This window comes from Proteiniclasticum sp. (assembly GCF_032054185.1).
GTDB lineage: Bacteria > Bacillota > Clostridia > Clostridiales > Clostridiaceae > Proteiniclasticum.
In genome coordinates this window covers 1-19,385 of the sequence record NZ_DAMBTF010000031.1, presented here as the reverse complement: position 1 = coordinate 19,385, position 19,385 = coordinate 1, and the positions used below count along the sequence as shown (strand labels likewise).

The window sequence follows — 19,385 nt, the reverse complement described above, 5'->3', positions numbered from 1 at the left end:
TATACATATTGTGACAGTTGATATGACATAATGAATACAGAGAGGTGAATTAATGAATAAGCAAATCAGAATCGTAATTGCTGACGACAATGCGGATATCGGAAATTTAGTCAAAGAATATCTTGGAAGTGATTCAGACTTTAAAGTGGTCGGGGTGACAAAGAACGGTGTAGAAACTCTGGAAGTGGTGAGAAACGAGAAACCGGACGTTCTTCTTCTTGATATCATCATGCCTGAACTGGACGGTCTTGGGGTACTTGAAGCCCTGAAGAATATGTCTGATAAGCCGATTATCATTGTCTATTCGGCGATTTCCCATGACAAGGTCACAAACACCGCCATTACACTCGGTGCGGACTACTATATGGTCAAGGGGATTGATCTGAAGCATCTGAAGAACAGAATCAAAAGCTATTTCGAAGCGAAGCATGATACTTCCGAAGGTGAAGAGAATATGATTCATTTCAGCCAGACTCAGGAAGGCAGCGCGAAAAGAGATCTCGCCACCGAACTATCCGCAATCCTGCAGGAAGCGGGAATCCTGCCCCATATAAAGGGCTACAGCTATCTCCGGGAAGCCATCATTGAAGTCATCGATAATGTGGAGCTGCTCTCTGCAGTGACCAAGGAACTTTATCCCAACATCGCCGGCAAGTTCAATACCACCTCTTCAAGAGTGGAGAGAGCCATCAGGCATTCCATCGAAGTATCATGGAACAGAGGACAGCTGGAAAACCTCAACAGCATCAGCGGGTTTAATGTGAACTTCGAAAAAGGAAAACCGACGAACTCTGAATTCATCGCACTGATCAGCGACAAATTCAGGCTCAGGCAGACGACAGAAGATTAAAGTCAGCTCTCAGAAGGCGGATAATCTTTATGTGAATATTATTTTAACTTTACATAATATTTCTTCTATGCGCTGTTTCGCTCTTATCACACCAGCATTTTTGTAGTAAAATAGAGTAGTGAATTGAATAAACGACTACCGTTTTGAGACCCCGGATAACTCCCAGGGTCTTTTTCTATCATTTTTTTGTAAAGGAGACAGCATATGGAGTTCATGGAAGATACCGTTCTGAAGAAGAATCTTTATGACGGCAAGATCATTAATCTGGAGACCCATGAAGTTAGCCTTGCCGACGGCAATACGGCTTTTCGTGAAATTGTAAGACATCCCGGAGGTGTCTGTATATTCGCCAAAGATGAGGAGGGGAAGATTCTCCTCGTCAGACAGTTCAGAAAACCCATGGAGGAAGCCTATCTTGAACTGCCGGCAGGAAAACTTGAAAAGAATTTGACTCCCGAAGAGAATGCCTTCAAGGAGTTGGAGGAGGAAACCGGGTACAAGTGCCAGAATCTCACAAGCCTAGGTGCCTATGCCACATCCCCTGGCTACAGTGATGAAATCATTCATCTCTATATCGCTGAAGGGCTGTATGAAGGACAGAAAGGCGGGGACGATGACGAATTCATCGACATCGTAAGAATGACTGACGATGAGTTCATGGACGGGCTAAGATCAGGACTGATCAAGGACCTCAAGAGTGTGGCCGCTTATACACTGGCGAAACTGCTGTAATGGATGATTTTCTGAAGGACTATCTCGAGGAACTGAAGAGACTGGACAAGTCACCGAATACCATAGATGCCTACAGACGCGATATCACCCATCTCATTTCCTTTCTTCAGGATGAAGGACTGGATTATGGGGATTTCAACGAAATCGAAGTATCGAATTTTATCGGTTATCTTCTGGATTTCAACATGTCAAGAGCCACCATTTCGAGACATCTTGTATCGATCCGCAATTTCTATAAGTATCTCAGGAAGAAGAACAAGGTGCGTGAAGCGCCGATTCTCTATTTCGAGCTTCCCGAGATCAAAAGAAATCTGCCCGAACCTCTTTCCATAGAAGAGGTGGAAATGCTGATCGACACACCTGATGTCAAGACCCGTAAAGGAAAAAGAGACAGAGCCATCCTTGAGCTTCTCTATGCCACAGGCCTTAAAGCCACGGAGCTTCTCGATCTCACCTACAGGGACGTAGACCTTTCAAGGGGCTTTATTTCCATCAAAGGAAAGAAGAACAGGGAGAGACTGATACCCATAGGTTCCTTTGCCGTGTCGAGCTTAAGAGAATATCTTGCGTCGAGAAAGGATACCGTAATCGGTTCATCGGTTCTGTTTCCTTCCCAGAGGGGAGAGAAGATGACCCGTCAGGGACTCTGGAAGATCCTCAAGGAATATGCACAGGCCTGCGGACTGGACAAGAGCATAAACATCAACAGCCTCAGGCATTCCTATGCGGTGCACATGCTTGCTGGAGGAGCGGATCTTACCACGCTGTCCCTTCTTCTTGGCCATAACGACATCAAGGCGACCGCAGTTTATCTAAAGCTGGTGAAAAACAAAAAATTCAAACAGGTATATGATGACGCCCATCCAAGGGCTTAACAGGAGGAGAAATTAATATGAAAAGAGCGATACTCATCGTACTGGATTCCGTAGGAATCGGAGAAATGCCCGATGCGCACCTATATGGTGACGTGGGATCAAATACACTCGGAAACATAGCGAAGGCTGTAGGCGGAATGGATATTCCCAATCTTGAAGCATCAGGACTCGGAAACATCGCACCGCTTGAAGGGGTAAAGAAGCAGGACAGACCTCTTTCTGCTTATGGAAAATCTGCAGAGCTTTCTGTTGGCAAGGATACCGTGACCGGTCACTGGGAAATGTCAGGTGTCATCCTGGAAAAACCCCTCAATACCTACCCCAACGGTTTTTCCAAAGAAATCATGGACGCATTTGAGGAAAAGATCGGCAGAAAGACCATAGGAAATGAAGTTGCTTCAGGCACCGAAATTATTGAGAGACTAGGCGAGGAGCATGTGAGGACAGGTTATCCGATCATATACACCTCTGCGGATTCCGTGTTCCAGATCGCTGCTCATGAAGGCATAATTCCACTGGAAGAGCTGTACAGATACTGCGAGATCGCAAGAGAGATGCTCGTTGGTGACTGGCAGGTAGGCAGAGTCATCGCCAGACCTTTCACAGGAGAAAACGGAGCATTCAAAAGAACATCCAACAGAAAGGACTATTCGCTGGATCCGTTCAATAAGACGATACTCGAGTACGTCAAAGAAGCGGGAAGCAATGTCATGTGTGTCGGAAAGATCGAAGATGTGTTCAACAAGATCGGTGTCACCCACTCTGTACACACCAAGAACAATCTTGAAGGGGTACGTGAGACCATTAATTTCATGGAAAAGGATATGCCTGGACTCATCTGGTCAAATCTAGTTGATTTCGATATGCAGTTCGGCCATCGTAACGACTATACAGGCTACTACAACGCCATCAGAGAATTTGACGGGAAACTCCCGGAGATCCTGAACACGATGAAGGACGAGGATATCCTCATCATCACGGCAGACCACGGTTGTGACCCGACTACAGAGTCCACAGATCATTCAAGAGAATATATTCCGATTCTTGTCTTTGGAAAGAGTATAAGAGCCGGTGCGGATTTTGGTGTACGAAGAACATTCTCGGATATCGGAAAGACGATCCTTGATTATCTCAACATCGAGAATGAACTCTACGGAGAGAGTTTCCTCAAGGAAATACAGTAACAGACAGTCAGTAAAGTCAGAAGGAGCAGCTGGAGGATATGAATATGGAGAAGAATATGGATATGAAGAGAATCGATCAGATATGTGCGTTCATCAAGGAGCGTGTACCCTATGTACCTGAGGTCCTGGTCATTTTAGGATCAGGTCTTGGTGCCATGGCGGATGAAGTGGAAGACAGAATCGTTGTCAGGTACGACGAGATTGACGGATTTCTTGTATCAACCGTAGAAGGACATGCAGGACAGTTCGTTTTCGGTACCTACAAAGGCAGAAAAGTGGCCATGATGCAGGGAAGATTCCACTACTACGAGGGATACTCCATGAAAGAGGTGACTCTCCCGGTATTTGTCATGAGAAGACTTGGCGTCGAAAATCTCATCGTCACCAATGCCTGCGGAGGTGTAAACAAGGCTCTTTCACCTGGAGATCTGATGCTAATTGAAGACCATCTGAACTTCACGGGGAACAATCCCCTGATGGGACAGAACCTTTCCGAATTCGGTCCGAGGTTCCCGGATATGTCAAGGGTCTATAACAGAGACCTCATGGCACTGGCGAAGAAAATCGGAAGAGAGGAGAACATCCCGCTTAAGGAAGGGGTATATGCCATCTATACCGGACCAAGCTATGAAACTCCTGCCGAAATCAGGGCATACAGAACGCTCGGTGCAGATGCCATAGGGATGTCCACAGTACCGGAAGCTATTGTTGCGAACTATTCCGGTATGAAGGTGCTAGGGGTAAGCTGCATCACAAATATGGCTTCAGGAATCCTTGATCAGCCGTTGAATCATGAGGAAGTCATCGAAGTATCCGCTAGGGTAAGAGACAGTTTTATCACACTCATTTCGAGAGTTATAGAGGAGATGTAATTAGAAGATGCATATACTGGAGATCATAGACAAGAAGAAAAAAGGCAGAAGTCTTACACAGGAAGAGATCTACTATGTGGTGAACGGATATACACAAGGGAAGATTCCCGACTATCAGATTTCCGCTCTGCTCATGGCGATCTACTTCAAAGGCATGAACGAAGAAGAAACCCGGATGCTGACCATGGCTATGGTGGAATCGGGGGATCAGATCGATCTTTCCTCAATCAAAGGCGTTAAAGTGGACAAGCATTCCACAGGCGGTGTAGGAGACAAGGTCAGCCTCATCGTCATTCCTTTGGTGGCATCCCTCGGGATTCCCGTTGCCAAGATGAGCGGAAGAGGACTTGGGCATACCGGCGGTACCATCGATAAACTGGAAAGCATCGACGGCTTCAACATCAGCCTCACCATGGAAAAGTTCATAGATAACGTCAATCAGTACGGGATGGCCATCGTGGGGCAGACAGGCGATCTTACGCCTGCAGACAAGAAGCTCTATGCACTGAGAGATGTCACCGCAACAGTGGACAGTGTACCGCTTATTGCAAGTTCCATCATGAGCAAGAAAATCGCATCCGGTTCCGATGCCATCGTCCTGGATGTCAAGGTGGGCAACGGTGCCTTCATGAAGACTCTTGAAGAGGCGAGAGTGCTTGCACAGGCTATGGTTTCCATCGGTAAGGGTCTAGGCAGAAATACAGTTGCCGTACTCACCAATATGAATGAGCCTCTGGGCAGGGAAGTGGGCAACGCCAATGAAGTAAGAGAAGCCATAGCCGCGCTCAAGGGTGAAGGCAGTGAAGATCTCATCAATGTGAGCGTCACCATCGCTTCCTATATGGCGGTGCTTGGAAAGGCATTTGACAGCCTGGAAGATGCGAAGAAAGCGATACTTGAAAATATCGCTGACGGTAGTGCCCTTACAAAGCTTGAGACACTGGTGAAGATCCAGGGTGGAAATCCTGACCAGATCCTTCATCCTGAGACCCTTCCGACTGCAGCAATCAGTGTTCCGGTCATCTCGGAGAAAGACGGCTACGTCCACGAAATCCGGGCACAGGAAATCGGGACCGCAGCCATGCTTCTTGGTGCAGGAAGAGAAACCAAGGAAGACATCATCGATTATGCTGCAGGAATCTCTCTGGAAAAGAAGGTGGGCGACAAGGTATCCAAAGGGGATATCCTCTGCACACTTCTGACCAACAGAGAAAACTATCAGGATGCCTACGACAAGGCGCTTGATGCTTATGAAGTGAATGAAGAAGAAGCTGAGATCATACCGTTCATTCTGGATGTCATCAGCTAGCGCATAAAAGAACCGATCCCATGTCAAAGGTCAGGGATATTGACGGAAACAGGACATCCGAAGAAAAAGAGCAGAGGATGTCCTGTTTTCTTTATGGGATAATTTCTGTATAATGGTGAAAGAGAAAATATGTCTTGTGGGGGATGTCATGGAAAGCCTGAATATCAATATCACAAATTTTGAAGGACCTTTCGATCTCCTTCTGCATCTTCTGAAAGTCAACAAAATGAAGATTCAGGAAATCAGGATATCGGAGATCACCAGTCAGTATCTCATCTACCTGCACAGCATGAAGGAACTGGATCTTGAAATCGCTTCGGAGTTTCTGCTCATGGCATCGACGCTTCTTGAAATCAAATCAAGAGAAATGCTGCCTAGACATAAGGAAGACGTTGACGAAGAAGAACTTAAGGAAAAACTGGTTCTTAGAATAGAAGAATATGAGGCGTTCAAGATCATCGCTGAAAAGATCGGAGAGCGTTTCAACAGCGATCTCTTCATCTTCACCAAACGGGCGGAGACCATCATACAGGATGAGATTCCCCTGGAACAGCTTCTGCAGGGTGTGACTATGGACAGTCTGTATCTCACCTACAAGAGTCTGATGAACAGACAGAAGGAGAAGGTAAACAGAAGCTTTGTCCGGACCAGAAGCCTGGAGAGAGAAGAGTTCAGGATTGAAGACAAAATGGAGGAGCTGGAAAGGATTCTTGCAGGGAACACGACATTCAGTTTCAGCACTCTTCTTCTGGGCATGAAGTCAAAAGCCGAGAGAATCGTGCTGTTTCTGGCCATTCTCGAGTTATCGAGAAACAGACGGATAAGAGTCTCTCAGGAAGAAGTCTTTTCTGAAATCATTATCGAAAAAGGGGTAGAAGATGGAAGATAAACTATATACTGTTCTTGAAATGGAAGGTCTCCTTGAAGTGGAGCCCTATGTGAGCGCTCTTGAGAGCATACTTTTTGCAGCAGGGGAAGCTGTAAGAAAAAAAGATCTCATGCGGATTCTCAGTCTTCGGGAAAAGGATCTTGATGAGGTCATTGCAAGCCTTCAGGAAGAACTGAGCGGCAGCAGAAGAGGAATCAGACTGATGATACTTGAAAACAGAATCCAGCTGGGTACAAAAGAATGCAATACCCATTATCTTAAGGAGCTTCTGGGTGTAAACGACAGGCAGAGTCTCTCAAAAGGCGCACTGGAATGTCTTTCCATCATCGCATTCAAACAGCCTGTAACAAGGGTGGATATCGATGAGATCAGAGGAGTAAACAGCGACTATGTCCTCACAAAACTGCAGGAAAAAGGTCTGATCAAGGCTGTAGGCAGAAAAGATGCCCCAGGCAGACCTAAGCTTTACGGTACAACAGATGATTTCCTGATCCAGTTCGGATTCAGTTCAATCAGAGAAATGAGAGAAGGTCATGAAATTCCTCAGCGTATCCTTGAGATGGATCAGAAGAAGAAAGAAGCCGAAAAAGACGAAATCGAACTCTTTGAAGAAGAATAATACTGAAGACGCCTTAAACAGAGATCATCGTCTGTTTAAGGCGTCTTATGATTAGTGGGGGAAATAGCCGCTATCTTATGGAAGAAGAGCTTTGAAGGGCATTTTTGTCCCATCTGGATAGGGCTTCCGAGAATTTCTCTCCATATTCCTTATAAAAGCTCAGTCTCACTTTGGATGTGCTCTCGATATTCTTATAGAGCTTCTCCGAAACCAGATGCGGGTTTTTGCCGATCACCTCGCCGATCATCATTCTTGTACATTCTTTGATGATACGTTTGAGCATCGCCTCATCCGGTGTACCGAAGGTGTGTTTGTCGACGACTTTCAGGATGTAGCAGAGGAGCTTATGTATTTCATTATCGAAGATCTCCTCCTTATTCTTCACACTGAAAAGAGTCCAGTGCTGCGCATTACGGTCGGTCTCGATGTCCTGAAAATCATCCATGAGCTGAAGGAAGGCGCCGTAGCCATAGGCAAATTCCATTTCCATCTGATTCAGATGCCCCTTGCAAAGGTAGGCATCAGCGAGCACGGAAGTTCCGCCTTTGTAGAAGCTGATGGGCATGATGATGTTGGGTGAAAGTCTGTTCTGACTTCCCTGAGACATGCTGTACACCTGTGCATCCTGAATCAGCAGAAGACTCTTGTAGATTCCGGGGTATTCATTTCTTGGATACTCTTTTTCAATATTATGAATCATAGTGAAAATCTTCGTCTCTTCCGGAGTGACATCCGGAGGTGTATTTCCTTCAAGAACCATCTGAAGCCGGGTGTTGAAGTGCCGTTTCTCTTCTAGAGAAATACCGGGATCATCGAGATAGTTGTCGGTATAGGGATAGAGCATGCTGTAGGAAAAAATCGAAGGTGTCATTCTGATCGGGATATCGAAGAGAAGCTGAAGGGAATTCATAATCCACACATTTCTCACCGCCTGGAAAAGATCTGTAAATTCCAGAGACGAATCATGGGATCTGGCACTGGAAAAGAAGATATCGGTGGAGTCAAGATAACCGCTCCGCATGAAATAAGTCAGAAACGGTTCATCGAAGAAAATCTTCTTCCTGTCCATCTCTTCCGCTAGACCGATAAAAAGAAATCTGATTTCATTCTTCTCCTCATCGCTTAGGGTATCCATACTCTTTTCTCGGAAAGGCTCCAGCTTCTTCATGGATTTCTCAATGATCTTTCTGGCTTCGCGTTCATTGACCATCTTCTCCAGAATGGAAACTTTCTTAGTATCGGCAAAAGGACTGCAGGAGGACTTTGCAAAATCTTCCAGTGCATTTTCCAGTAATGTGCCTTGATCCAGTATTTCATCTCTATTTTTCATGGGTTGCATCCTTTCATCCGTATATCGGCAGTGTCGAGTACCTGAGTAGATGTGTCTATAAGATATATACCAAATAAAAGTGAAAATTGTATTAAAAATAGATGATTCTTCAAAATCACAAGGGAAAAGTCAGAAACACTTAATTTTAAGAGATATCATCCGACTAATATAGAGACAGAAATAATCGTTTGAAACGAAATTACAGCATAAGGAGACATAAATGAAAGGTACAGTAGTAAGCATATGGCTAAGCACCATCGGCAGATTATATGGAGAGAATACAAAGGATGAGGTTCTTCGGGCAAACGGATGGAATCCGGACAGACTGATCACACCGCTTGAAGAAATTGAAGATGTGAAGATCAAAGCGCTTATTGATGCCTTTGCAAAGAATCAGGGGATAAGATCAGAGGAGCTATGGCATAATCTTGGCAGAAACAACATCAGCTCATTCCATGACTGGTTTCCGTCCTATTTTGAAACCAATACGGCTATGGGGTTTCTCATGCTCATGGATAAGGTGCATACACAACTGACGAAGATGATTCCTGGAACCAGACCCCCAAGACTTATTCCGGTTCCCATAGACGACAGAAATTTCCAGATGGTCTATAAGTCCACCAGAGGTCTTCATCATTATCTCATGGGTCTTATAGAGGGTGTGGGTGAATATTTCCATGAAAAAATCGAAGCCCGGATCGTCGAAGAAACTGTGGAAAATAAGGATACTCATGTGGTGAAGATCAACCTGAAGTTTGAAAAGACACCGAAAAGAATGAAAAGATACAGCTTTTCAAAAATGCTTTCACTGGGAGTTATAAAGTCCATAAGTGTAAAGCTCGCCTTGCTGCCTGCTTTAATTTCCTGTGGGCTTGTTTTTGCCCTATCAGAGAGAAGCGAACAGGTGCTGCTCATCGCTGTGCCGCTAACGGTTTTTCTCAGCGTCTACCTTATCTCAAAACCGGTATTAAAACCGCTGAGGGATCTCACGAATGAGCTCGAGGAAATTGAGAAGCTAAATCTGGCCCAGGAACTGACTGTGAGAAGCGGAGATCAGATCGAGAGCCTGTATGAAAAAGTTTCGGAAATGAAGTCAGTGCTGAGGGAGGAATTTACCTACTACAGGGGAGGGATGGATGATCTTTATTCCTTCACGGGTAAGTTTTCAAAGGTGGCGGGAAATCTGAGTGATGTTTCGGAGCTGATTGCTAGCGCGGTGGAAGAGGTTGCTGAAGGCGCTATGCATCAAGCGACAGAAACGGAGATTTCTGTGAGTATATTGTCTGAAAATATCGAGACACTGAACCGCATCAGCGATAAGGAGCTGGAAGGGAAGGCAAACCTTGAAGAGGCTGTTAAACAGATTGAACAGTCTTTTGGGGATCTGGAGAAAGTATCAGGTAATCTTAATCTTGTAAAGAACAACTTTTCTAAGGTCAATGATCATGGAAAAGAGCTCGGTATCAAAGTCAAAGATATGATCAGCATCGTGAGTACAGTGGAGAGTATTGCGGAGCAGACAAACCTTCTTGCTCTTAATGCCTCAATTGAAGCCGCGAGAGCGGGAGAAATGGGAAGAGGATTCAGTGTTGTTGCTGAGGAAATCAGAAAGCTTGCAGAAGATTCCAAAGATGCGGTCACCACAATCAATCTAAATCTGAATCAGTTCATATCCGGTGTGAATGATATGGTTGCTGAGGTCAATAACCAGTACGGTGAACTGGACCAGGGTACGAAGACCATGGGAATCGTAGCTATGGACAGCAGAGATGCTTCGAGGAGAATTCATGCTGTATCGGATTCAATCTCGGAGATTTCTGATCAGCTTTCGACGGAAACGGATAAAATCAATCATGTCTTTGACAACGTCATTAAACTTGCGGCTATAGCGGAGGAAAATTCGGCATCTTCACAGGAAATGAGTGCAAATGTGACCAGTTTTACCACTGAAATAGCCAGTCTGACAGAAAATATTACTGAACTGGAAAAAGTGGTGCTCTTTCTGAAGAACGAACTTCGTAGATATAATCTCTAAGAACGCATAATGATAAAAGCATGTCTGATCTTCTATATGATCAGACATGCTTTTTATGATGACGTGTAATAGTCTTTCAATAAAATTCCATCAAGTTCAAGATTAGTACTTTCACAGATGACCTAACCACCGGCATTGAATGCTTTCAGAGCCTGAAGACATTCTTTAAATAGAAAGTCGCTTTCCAGCATAGGGAGATGATTTTTCTCGCCCTTTGGTCCGTAATTGATGCCGGAAATATGAATATGCATGTCATTCAGAGCTTTCTGACCAAGATCAGTCCTGATCTGCACTAGTATACGGGAAAAAGCATCATAAAATCTAAGCGTACCGTTATATTGGGATGGATATGGGAAAAGTCCACACAGATTTCCCATGTGGGCACTTCTCTGCTTATTGCAATCAGTTCCGACAGATTCCCGAACTGAGTTTCTTTACCTGTCGTCTCGAGTCTGTAGGTTACACCAAGATCCGGTAATGTCTGCAGTTCTCTATTGAATGCACATCAGGTTTACTTTACATAATATTTAATATGGAGCAAGAGATTATTGTCAACTAAAAAGACTTTTGCATAATAGATAATATAGTTGATTAAAACATTACCAATAAATACAACAAGAGGATATAATATGATTATCAATAACACACATTGGAGGATAAAAGAGAATGGAAGGGAACAGAGATGACCTTATGCGGATCATCCAAAGTAAGTACAACAAGCTCAGCAAAGGGCAGAAGCTTATTGCAGAATTCATTCTGAAACAATACGACAAGGCTGCATTCATGACAGCTTCAAAACTTGGTACCAGTGTCGGAGTCAGTGAATCAACAGTAGTTCGATTTGCAAATGAACTGGGGTATGAGGGTTATCCTGAACTTCAGAAGTCGCTTCAGGATATTGTCAAAGTCAAACTCACGACCGTCCAGAGACTTGAACTCACAAACAGTCTCGTCGACCCTGAAAATGCTTTAAAGGGCGTTTTAAAGGCAGATATGGAAAACATCCGCGCAACCCTTGAAAAAATAAACGAACGAACTTTTGAAGAGATGATCAATGCGATTTTTGAAGCGAAGAACATCTATATCATCGGACTGAGGAGTTCAAATACCCTTGCGGACTTTCTGGCATTCTATCTTAATCTATTTTTGGACAATGTAAAGTCTGTTCACCAGGGATACAGCGATATATTCGAACAGATGATTAAACTGAGTGATAAGGATCTTGTCATAGGAATCGGTTTCCCCAGATATTCCCAGAAAACAATCGAAGCTCTCGATTTTGCTAAGAGCAGAGGCGCTAAGGTAGGCGTTATAACAGATAGTCTCTTATCACCATTGGCTTCCCGTGCAGATTACAGTCTGATCGCACAGAGCAATATGGCCTCTTTTGTGGATTCTCTCGTTGCACCGCTAAGTGTAATCAATGCTGTCATAGTGTCTGTGGGGATGAAAAGAAAAGATCATGTTGGAGAAATCTTCGGTACTTTGGAAGAGATATGGAAAAAACATGATATCTTCAACTGATGACAACGAATTCAGACCCGGATGGATGGAGAACAATTATCGGAATAACACTTTTTGCGTAAACACATTCGATAAAATGTTTTTCTTAAATAAATTTGATGAAAATTAACCTTATCTATAAGGATGTAAAGGTTTTTATAGGAAGTTCATAAAGTTTGTCAAAGTGATGAAAATCCCCAGATTTCAGTGTAGAATAATCTTGTAACGTATAAATAACAAATACAATCACGGCAAAAAGAATTTGGGGGTAAAAAAATGGTAAGTACAATGCTTAGCTCTACTGAGTACATCGAGAAAATCATCAATGAGGTGAAATCAAAGAATCCTCATGAGTCCGAATTTATTCAGACAGTGGAAGAGGTTCTGCCTACACTTAAACCTGTTCTTGACAAATTCCCGGAATATATGAAGATGAATCTTTTAGGTAGATTCGTTGAACCAGAAAGACAGATCATGTTTAAAGTATCATGGGAAGATGATCACGGCAACGTTCAGGTAAACAGAGGATTCCGTGTACAGTTCAACGGAGTTATTGGACCTTACAAGGGTGGTTTAAGATTCCATCCATCAGTAAACTTATCCATCATGAAGTTCCTGGGATTTGAACAGACACTTAAAAATTCACTTACAGGTCTTCCAATAGGTGGAGGTAAGGGTGGTTCTGACTTTGATCCAAGAGGAAAGTCAGACGGTGAAATCCTGAGATTCTGTCAGAGCTTTATGACTGAACTTTATAGACACATAGGTCCTGATGTTGACGTACCAGCTGGAGATATCGGTGTAGGAGCAAGAGAAATCGGATACCTATATGGTCATTATAGAAGAATCAAGGGCGCATTCCAGAATGGTGTAATGACAGGTAAGGGAATTCCTTACGGCGGATCACTGATCAGACCAGAAGCAACCGGTTTCGGAATCGTATATTTCTGTAACGAAATTCTGGAAAATCTCGGAGATTCAATGGTTGGTAAGACAATCGCATCCTCAGGATTCGGTAATGTCACTTGGGGAGTATGTAAGAAGGCGACAGAACTGGGCGCTAAGGTTGTAACACTATCAGGTCCAGACGGATACATCTATGATCCGAACGGCGTAGCTACAGATGAGAAGATCAACTATCTTGTAGAAATGAGAAACTCCGGAAGAGATAAGGTTAAGGATTATGCTGACAAGTTCGGTGTTGAATTCTTCCCAGGAGAAAAGCCATGGGCTAGAAAAGTAGACATCATCATGCCATGTGCTACACAGAACGACATTCATATTGAGCATGCAAAGATGATTGTTGAAAATGACATCAAGTATGTCTGTGAAGGCGCTAATATGCCATGTACCAATGAAGCTGTATTCTACTTCCTTGAAAAGGGAGTTGTAGTTGGACCTTCAAAGGCTGCGAATGCAGGTGGAGTATCAGTTTCTGCACTTGAAATGTCACAGAACAGCATGAGACTGTCATGGACTGAAGAAGAAGTTGATGCTAAGCTTCACCAGATTATGAAGAATATTCATAAGAATGCTAAGGATGCTGCTGAATTCTACGGATTCGGATACAACCTGGTTGCAGGTGCTAACATCGCCGGCTTCGATAAGGTTGCAAAGGCAATGGTTGCTCAGGGAAATTATTAAAATTCAAAGTATGATGATAAAGGCTTGCATGTATGCAAGCCTTTATTTTATGATTGAAGAAGATTATCAGGGGTTCTTTCAAAAAGACGGAACCATAAGGACGTGAATTGATGAATATAGTAGTTGTCGGTGGTGGGCCTGCCGGTATGATGGCGGCAATAAGAGCTGCCGAAAAAAAGTCCAACAAGGTCATTCTGCTCGAACGAAATGAAAAGCTTGGGAAAAAGCTGTTCATCACAGGAAAGGGCAGATGCAATGTGACAAATAGCAAAGATATCAGTGATTTTTTTCAGCATATCCCTAGAAACAAGGAATTTCTTTACAGTGCACTATACAGTTTTACCAATGAGAACCTGATGACTTTTCTGAATGAACGCGGTCTTAACCTGAAGGTGGAACGTGGTAATAGGGTATTCCCGGTTTCTGATCAGTCATATGATGTAATTGATGTGTTTAAAAAAGAACTGATTCTGAAACAGGTTGATGTTCGATTACATACATTCGTGGAGGATGTGGTTCTAAATGGCGGAAAAATCAGCCATCTGGTGACGAATAAAGGAATAATCAAAGGAGACTGGTATATATTTGCAGGAGGCGGAAGCTCATATTTTGGAACAGGATCCGATGGTAGCCTATTTAAGCTTGCAGAAAAAATCGGGCATACAATCTCTCCCATAAGACCTTCTCTCATTCCTCTGGTACTAAAGGAATCATTTCCTAAGGAACTGCAGGGACTAAGCCTTAAGAATGTCCGATTCACACTTACAAAGGGAAAGAAAGAAGTTTTCAGTGATATCGGCGAACTGCTCTTTACACATTTTGGAATCAGTGGTCCACTAGTACTTTCAGCATCAGCATATTATACAGAAGGTGAATCATTAGGAATCATTGATTTTAAACCTGGACTGGAATTCAAAGAACTGGATAATAGGGTTCAAAGAGATCTGATCAAATATCAGAACAAAGACTTCAAAAATTCGCTTGGGGATCTTCTGCCATCAAAACTGATCCCGGTGATCATTTCTTTATCAGGGATCGATCCGGACAAAAAATGTAACAGCATAACAAAAGAGGAGAGAAGCGGACTGGTACATCTTCTGAAGAATTTTGAAGTGCATGTCAGCGGAACCAAATCCATTAATGAAGCCATCATCACCCGGGGTGGAGTTAGTGTTAAGGAAATTGATCCAAGTACAATGAAATCCAAAATTATTTCCAACCTTTCATTTGCCGGAGAAATGATTGATGTAGATGCCGTGACTGGAGGATACAACCTGCAGATCGCTTTCTCCACCGGTTACGCTGCAGGTGATGCATTATGATTGGAATAAGAGGTGCAACGACAATTGATAGAGATACCAGTGAAGAGATCGAAAAGGCTACAGTGGAACTAATGAAAGAAATCATGCTTCGAAATGATCTGAAAAAAGAGAAAATAGTTTCTGTACTCTTTTCAGCAACAGAAGATGTGAGAAGTGCCTATCCAGGGAGATTTCTTCGAGATGCAATGGACTTCAGCGACGTGGCAATTCTACATTTTCAGGAAATGTACGTAACAGAATCACTTAACCTATGTATCAGAGTGTTGATTCATTATGATGACTGCTTTAAACCGCATCATGTCTATCTTCATGCAGCAAAGAAACTAAGACCCGATCTTGGTTCATAATACGAATTATGTATCATTATTGTTAACCAGGCTTCAAATTGTAGCTAAAAGTATGAAAATAGAGTATAATATTTAAGGTAACGTTTATGGTACAAAGATTGAGTATTTGTACATTTTAGAAACATCGAGAATATATTATGAAGAGACTTTTTATCAATTCTCCATTTATGTTATAATTCAAGATGTTAAGACATTAGTACTGGAAAAAGGAGAAAGATGAGAGAGATTATTCGAGCGAAAAACTCCGGTTTCTGTTTTGGAGTGGATCGAGCCGTTGATGAATCATTCCGATTCATTAAGACTGAAGGTAAAACCTATACCTTAGGGCCACTCATTCATAATACTGATGTGACCAATAAACTTGCGGAAAAGGGTATAAATGAGATTTCTCTCAATGATATTCCATTTCTAAAGGAAAATGATACAGTCATAATCAGAACCCATGGTGTTGCCATGGCGATCTATGATGAACTTAAGGCAAGAAATGTTGAAATTATCGATTTAACTTGCCCTTATGTTATAAATATTCAGAAGAAGGTCAAAGAATATCATGGTAAAGGGTATAAGATCATTATACTAGGTGATGAGAACCATCCTGAAGTCATCGGTATAAATGGATACTGCGAGAACAGTGCTTATATCACAAAAACAGGAGATTTTGATTTTCAGCTGAAAGGAAAAATCTGTGTAGTTGCTCAGACTACAGAAAAACAGGAAAACTGGAGAAGACTTATTGGCAATATTGCTCTAACTTCTAAGGAATTTATCGCTTTCAATACCATTTGTAAAGCGACTGAAGACAGACAGAAGTCTGCGGAAGAAATTTCCAGAGAAGTGGATGCCATGATTGTCATAGGTGGTAAATCCAGTTCCAATACGACAAAGCTCTACGAAATTTGTAAGAAGAACTGTGCCCTGACATTCCTCATTGAAAATGCGGACGATCTGGGACCGGTCAAAGAAAAAATTAAAGATGCAGTGAAGGTAGGGATAACTGCAGGTGCATCCACACCCGAATGGATAATTAAGGAGGCAATGGAAAACTTATGATGGATAACAACAACAACATCGAAAACAATGAAAACGAAATGTCAATGCAGGATCTGATGGACCTTTATGACAAGCCAGTGAGAATCGGCCAGATCATCAAGGGAAAAATCATCCAGCTGGATGATAAAGAAGCAATAGTAGCCATGGTTGGTGCTAGTCATGACGGGAAACTTGTCATTGAAGAAGCAACTGCCGATTCTGAAGGAAACCTTACAGAGGTTCTTCAGTTAGGTCAGGAAATCGAAGCCAAGGTCATCAGAAGACCACAGGAAAATGATTCATTCTTTATCCTTTCTATGGTAGAAATGCATAGAGAAGAAGCAATCAGAGATCTTAGAGCGGCATTTGAAAACAACGAGACAATCAAGGTCAAGGTTAAGGATGATGTCAAGGGTGGAGTTGTTGCAACCTATCTTGGACAGAGAGTATTTATTCCGGCATCTCATCTTGAACTTCATTCAGTAAGAGATCTTTCCGTATATAAGGAACAGGAACTGGAAGTAAACATCATTGAAGTGGAAGAAAAGAGAGGCACTACTAGAATAGTTGCTTCAAGAAGAAAGAAGCTTCAGGAAGACAGACAGGTTGAGGAATCAGCAGCCTGGGACAACTTTGAAGTTGGACAGGTTCTTGAAGGTCATGTCGAAAGACTGACCGACTTCGGTGCATTTGTCAATGTCAATGGTGTTGACGGATTACTGCATGTATCAGAAATCTCCTATGGCAAGGTTGGAAAGCCTAGCGACGTTCTAAAGGTCGGCGAAGAATTAAAGGTCAAGGTCATCGCTTTAGACAATGAGAGAAAGAGATTATCACTGAGCTTAAAAGCTCTTGCAGAAAATCCATGGACCCGTATAGAAGAAAAGTATCCTGAAGGTAGTGTAGTTTTAGGTAAGGTAGTCAGATTTACAGATTTCGGTGCTTTCATCGAACTGGAACCAGGCGTGGATGGTCTTGCCCATATTTCACAGCTCTCACATCAGAGAGTAGAGTCACCATCAGAAGTACTTACTATCGGCGAAACCGTTAAGGTTAAGATTCTTGACTCATCAGAAGAAAACAAGAAGGTTTCCTTAAGCATTAAGGCAATCGAATAAGGACATATTCAGGACCTCAGTTTACTGAGGTCTTTTTTATTGAACAATATTGCCGGAGGAATGATATAATATTAATATCATATCAACGAAATGAGGGTAAGGGATGAATATTTCTAAAGAAACACAAAACATGATTACTGCTGCATTGTTGCTCACTCTTGCAGTGATGATCCAGATCCTTGGAAAGAGTATACCTCAAATCAATCAGTTGTTCGTAGGACCTATTGTAAATGCCGTACTACTTCTGGCAGTTTATTTTTCGAGCGTCAGATGGGCAATGCTCATAGGGGTTCTGACACCGTTACTCGCCTTTTTTACCGGAGTACTGGCATCGCCCATGGCTCCTTTTATTCCTTTTATTGCACTGGGAAATTTCCTTTATGTCCTTATATTTTCATTTTTCAGAAAGCAGAGGTTTGGTGAATCTATAGGTGTACTGACGGCCAGTCTCGTGAAGTTTCTGTTTCTCTATTTCAGTGCAACGATACTGATTGATCTTATCGCCATCGGTATTCCTCAGCCTGTCAAGGAGAAACTTGCTGTCAGTATGGGATTGCCTCAGTTCATTACGGCAGTTCTCGGCGGTGCTATCGCAATAGCATTGTATAAAATGCTTAAGCGAAGGATCAGTTCAATCTGAAGATAATATACCCCTTTCTTTTTCTATGCATTATCTATATCTGATATGATATAATATTTTTAATTCAGATAAGCACTGATTCCGATTGAATGGATAGGAGTAGGGATATGTTTTCAACAGAACAATTAACGGCAAAAGACTTACAGCTCTATAGAGATGATCTGCTGCAATATGACAAATTCAATGAACTCAATGAGAGCCTTATTGATTTTTACAGCAGAAGTTCGTTGTTCAATAAAATACAGTATCGTTCGGGTGCGAGAATCATAAAATTTGTTGACAGACCATTTATGATTATCTGGTCCGAAACAAGAAACTATAACGTCAAAGTGAGAAGTATCATACCTATTGGAAACATTGAAGATTATGAAGGAGTGGTTTTTTCCGGAATTATGGACCAATTCAGGGAATCCCTGCCACAACATCTTGATATCCATCAGTTTGAGTATCTTGCACTTCAAAATGAAGTTAATAAGGATATTCTGACACGCATGGGCTATAAAATGCGCCGAGGCATTCTTAAGATGGTTTTATCTCTTGATCAGGTTGACCTGCCGTACGATAAAGCTCTGATAAAGAAATTTAAAATAGAAGATATCAAGGCGAGAGTCGATATCCAGAATCAGATATTCGATAACAAATATAGAATGCCCATCAATACAACGGACATTCTCATTGAGGTATCCAAGAAATCCTACATCCCGGAACTGAGCTTTTTTTATTTGTATGGTGGAAAATATATCGGCTATGGTCAGGTAACAACCAATAACAGTCAGTATTTTCTGGTCAATTTTGGACTGATCCCGGAGTATAGAGGAAAAGGGCTGTCAAAAACCTTTCTTCTCACCATACTGGCGAAGGCAAAAGAATACGGAATCGAAACGCTTCTTCTTGAAGTGAATGAAGATAATGAAAGCGCAGTCAATCTGTATCATTCTGTGGGATTCATCGATGATGAGAGCACATGTACATGGATATACTACTGCACGTGATAAAATGAATAGGAACAGAACAAAAGACGGCCAACGGCCGTCTCAGACTGTAGACAAAGTAGTTAGAGTTGAAAAACTTTGACTGCTTTTCTTTT

At 42.5% G+C, this 19,385-nt stretch carries 17 protein-coding genes and 1 pseudogene; 16 read left to right on the top strand and 2 right to left on the bottom strand.

The features are described from left to right. Positions 1-52 precede the first annotated feature (52 nt). From spo0A to scpB, 8 genes are all read left to right on the top strand, one after another. Positions 53-850, top strand: a complete 798-nt coding sequence (gene spo0A / locus RTX25_RS13110; RefSeq protein WP_312654362.1) for a sporulation transcription factor Spo0A — start codon at positions 53-55, stop codon at positions 848-850. 204 nt (positions 851-1,054) lie between these two features. Further along, positions 1,055-1,582: an NUDIX hydrolase gene (locus RTX25_RS13105; RefSeq protein ID WP_312654361.1), complete on the top strand. Its 528-nt coding sequence runs from the start codon at positions 1,055-1,057 to the stop codon at positions 1,580-1,582. Beyond that, positions 1,582-2,457, top strand: a complete 876-nt coding sequence (locus RTX25_RS13100; protein ID WP_312654360.1) for a tyrosine-type recombinase/integrase — start codon at positions 1,582-1,584, stop codon at positions 2,455-2,457. Before RTX25_RS13105 ends, RTX25_RS13100 begins: the two co-directional genes overlap by 1 nt. A gap of 17 nt (positions 2,458-2,474) precedes the next feature. Beyond that, entirely contained in the window at positions 2,475-3,641 is a 1,167-nt protein-coding gene (locus tag RTX25_RS13095) for a phosphopentomutase (protein WP_312654359.1), read from the top strand. A gap of 56 nt (positions 3,642-3,697) precedes the next feature. Next, positions 3,698-4,513 (top strand): purine-nucleoside phosphorylase, encoded by an 816-nt coding sequence (locus RTX25_RS13090; protein WP_312654373.1) that lies wholly within the window; start codon positions 3,698-3,700, stop codon positions 4,511-4,513. 7 nt (positions 4,514-4,520) lie between these two features. Beyond that, a complete protein-coding gene (locus RTX25_RS13085; RefSeq protein ID WP_312654358.1) occupies positions 4,521-5,822 on the top strand; it encodes a pyrimidine-nucleoside phosphorylase in 1,302 nt (433 codons plus the stop codon). Between the two features lie 148 nt (positions 5,823-5,970). After that, the gene (locus RTX25_RS13080; protein WP_312654357.1) at positions 5,971-6,711 is read left to right on the top strand and encodes a segregation/condensation protein A; all 741 of its coding nucleotides are present in this window, start codon (positions 5,971-5,973) and stop codon (positions 6,709-6,711) included. After that, a complete protein-coding gene (scpB, locus tag RTX25_RS13075; protein WP_312654356.1) occupies positions 6,701-7,330 on the top strand; it encodes an SMC-Scp complex subunit ScpB in 630 nt (209 codons plus the stop codon). The genes RTX25_RS13080 and scpB overlap by 11 nt, the downstream gene beginning before the upstream one ends. 70 nt (positions 7,331-7,400) lie before the next feature. Here scpB and RTX25_RS13070 read toward each other — a convergent pair whose 3' ends face one another. Then, complete coding sequence (locus RTX25_RS13070) at positions 7,401-8,660, bottom strand: hypothetical protein (RefSeq protein WP_312654355.1); 1,260 nt, start codon at positions 8,658-8,660, stop codon at positions 7,401-7,403. A gap of 220 nt (positions 8,661-8,880) precedes the next feature. On the opposite strand from RTX25_RS13070, the gene RTX25_RS13065 reads away from it, so the two are divergent. Further along, entirely contained in the window at positions 8,881-10,695 is a 1,815-nt protein-coding gene (locus RTX25_RS13065) for a heme NO-binding domain-containing protein (protein ID WP_312654354.1), read from the top strand. Positions 10,696-10,817: 122 nt separating this feature from the next. On the opposite strand, the gene RTX25_RS13060 is transcribed toward RTX25_RS13065, so the two are convergent. Continuing rightward, on the bottom strand, positions 10,818-11,072 hold the full coding sequence (locus tag RTX25_RS13060; protein ID WP_312654353.1) for a hypothetical protein: 255 nt from the start codon (positions 11,070-11,072) through the stop codon (positions 10,818-10,820). A 289-nt stretch (positions 11,073-11,361) separates the two neighbouring features. Between RTX25_RS13060 and RTX25_RS13055 the strand changes: the two genes are divergently transcribed. From RTX25_RS13055 to RTX25_RS13025, 7 genes and pseudogenes are all read left to right on the top strand, one after another. Next, positions 11,362-12,219 carry a MurR/RpiR family transcriptional regulator gene (locus RTX25_RS13055; protein ID WP_312654352.1) on the top strand — a complete coding sequence of 286 codons (858 nt, stop codon included), beginning with the start codon at positions 11,362-11,364 and terminating at the stop codon, positions 12,217-12,219. A 267-nt stretch (positions 12,220-12,486) separates the two neighbouring features. Continuing rightward, a complete protein-coding gene (gdhA, locus tag RTX25_RS13050) occupies positions 12,487-13,842 on the top strand; it encodes an NADP-specific glutamate dehydrogenase (protein ID WP_397428558.1) in 1,356 nt (451 codons plus the stop codon). A gap of 107 nt (positions 13,843-13,949) precedes the next feature. Beyond that, the gene (locus RTX25_RS13045; RefSeq protein ID WP_312654350.1) at positions 13,950-15,164 is read left to right on the top strand and encodes an NAD(P)/FAD-dependent oxidoreductase; all 1,215 of its coding nucleotides are present in this window, start codon (positions 13,950-13,952) and stop codon (positions 15,162-15,164) included. Then, positions 15,161-15,511: a chorismate mutase gene (aroH, locus tag RTX25_RS13040; RefSeq protein WP_312654349.1), complete on the top strand. Its 351-nt coding sequence runs from the start codon at positions 15,161-15,163 to the stop codon at positions 15,509-15,511. The genes RTX25_RS13045 and aroH overlap by 4 nt, the downstream gene beginning before the upstream one ends. Before the next feature lie 216 nt (positions 15,512-15,727). Then, positions 15,728-17,658, top strand: a pseudogene (locus RTX25_RS13035) (bifunctional 4-hydroxy-3-methylbut-2-enyl diphosphate reductase/30S ribosomal protein S1). A 103-nt stretch (positions 17,659-17,761) separates the two neighbouring features. Continuing rightward, a complete protein-coding gene (locus RTX25_RS13030) occupies positions 17,762-18,298 on the top strand; it encodes an ECF transporter S component (RefSeq protein ID WP_312654348.1) in 537 nt (178 codons plus the stop codon). A gap of 107 nt (positions 18,299-18,405) precedes the next feature. After that, positions 18,406-19,290 carry a GNAT family N-acetyltransferase gene (locus tag RTX25_RS13025; protein WP_312654347.1) on the top strand — a complete coding sequence of 295 codons (885 nt, stop codon included), beginning with the start codon at positions 18,406-18,408 and terminating at the stop codon, positions 19,288-19,290. Positions 19,291-19,385 lie beyond the last annotated feature (95 nt).